Origin of the sequence: Streptomyces sp. NPDC007162 (assembly GCF_040634175.1) — a bacterium.
GTDB lineage: Bacteria > Actinomycetota > Actinomycetes > Streptomycetales > Streptomycetaceae > Streptomyces.
The window spans coordinates 1-1273 of record NZ_JBEYFC010001023.1 but is presented as its reverse complement, the minus strand read 5'-3'; the positions used below and the strand labels follow the sequence as shown (position 1 = coordinate 1273).

Annotated in this window: 1 protein-coding gene; it reads right to left on the bottom strand. The window is 68.7% G+C overall.

Translation table 11 applies throughout. The features are described from left to right. Positions 1-61: 61 nt before the first annotated feature. A partial coding sequence (locus ABZ646_RS46835; RefSeq protein WP_360533963.1) for a cation acetate symporter occupies positions 62-1273 on the bottom strand: 1212 nt, incomplete at its 5' end.

Here is a 1273-nt window from a genome sequence, read left to right as displayed (position 1 = left end):
GTACGACCGGGCCGCGTCGTAGGACCCTACGATCCCGTCGGCGCGGCCGGTCGTACGAACCTCAGTGTGCTCCGGTGCCGGTGAGGGACCGCACCTCCAGCTCCGCGTACTTCGCGGTGTCCGGGGCCTCCTTGGACAGCAGGGTGCCCACCACGCCGAGCAGGAATCCGACCGGGATCGAGATGATGCCCGGGTTCTCCAGCGGGAACCAGTGGAAGTCGACGTGCGGGAACATCGAGCTCTCCTTGCCGGACACCACCGGCGAGAACAGCACCAGACCGACCGCGGTGACCAGGCCGCCGTAGATCGACCAGACGGCCCCCGCGGTGGTGAACCTCTTCCAGAAGAGGCTGTAGAGGATGGTCGGCAGGTTGGCGGAGGCGGCGACCGCGAAGGCGAGGGCGACCAGGCCGGCGACGTTCAGGTCGCGGGCGAGGGCGCCGAGGACGATCGAGACCGCGCCGATGCCGACGGTGGCCCAGCGGGCCGCGCCCAGTTCCTGCTTCTCGGTGGCCTGCCCCTTCTTGATGACGTTGGCGTAGATGTCGTGGGCGAAGGAGGAGGACGAGGCCAGGGTCAGACCCGCGACCACCGCGAGGATCGTCGCGAAGGCCACCGCCGAGATGGTGGCCAGCAGGATGGCGCCCCAGTTGGAGTCGACGCCGCCCAGGTGCAGGGCGAGCAGGGGGGCCGCGGTGTTGCCGGCCTTGTTGGAGGCGATGATCTCGTCCGGTTTGATCAGCGCGGCCGCGCCGAAGCCGAGGGCGAGGGTCATCAGGTAGAAGGCGCCGATCAGGCCGATCGCCCAGATGACGGACTTACGGGCGGCCTTCGCGGTGGGCACGGTGTAGAAGCGGATCAGGATGTGCGGCAGGCCCGCGGTGCCGAGGACCAGCGCGATGCCGAGGGAGAGGAAGTCCAGTTTGCTGGTGCCGGTGGCGCCGTACTTCAGGCCGGGCTCCAGGAAGGCGGAACCCTTGCCGCTGTTGTCGGCGGCCTTGCCGAGCAGGTCGGAGACGTTGAAGTGGAACTTGGCCAGCACCATGAAGGTCAGCAGCAGGGCGCCCGCGATGAGCAGGACGGCCTTGACCATCTGGACCCAGGTGGTGCCCTTCATGCCGCCGATGGTGACGTAGACGATCATCAGGACGCCGACCAGGGCGACGATGCCGATCTTTCCGGCGTTCCACGAGGTGTTCGGTGAGCTGGCGGCGGGCTGGGGGATCCCGCTCGACGCCGCCTGAGCCCCCATCCCACGTCGACGGCCGGATTC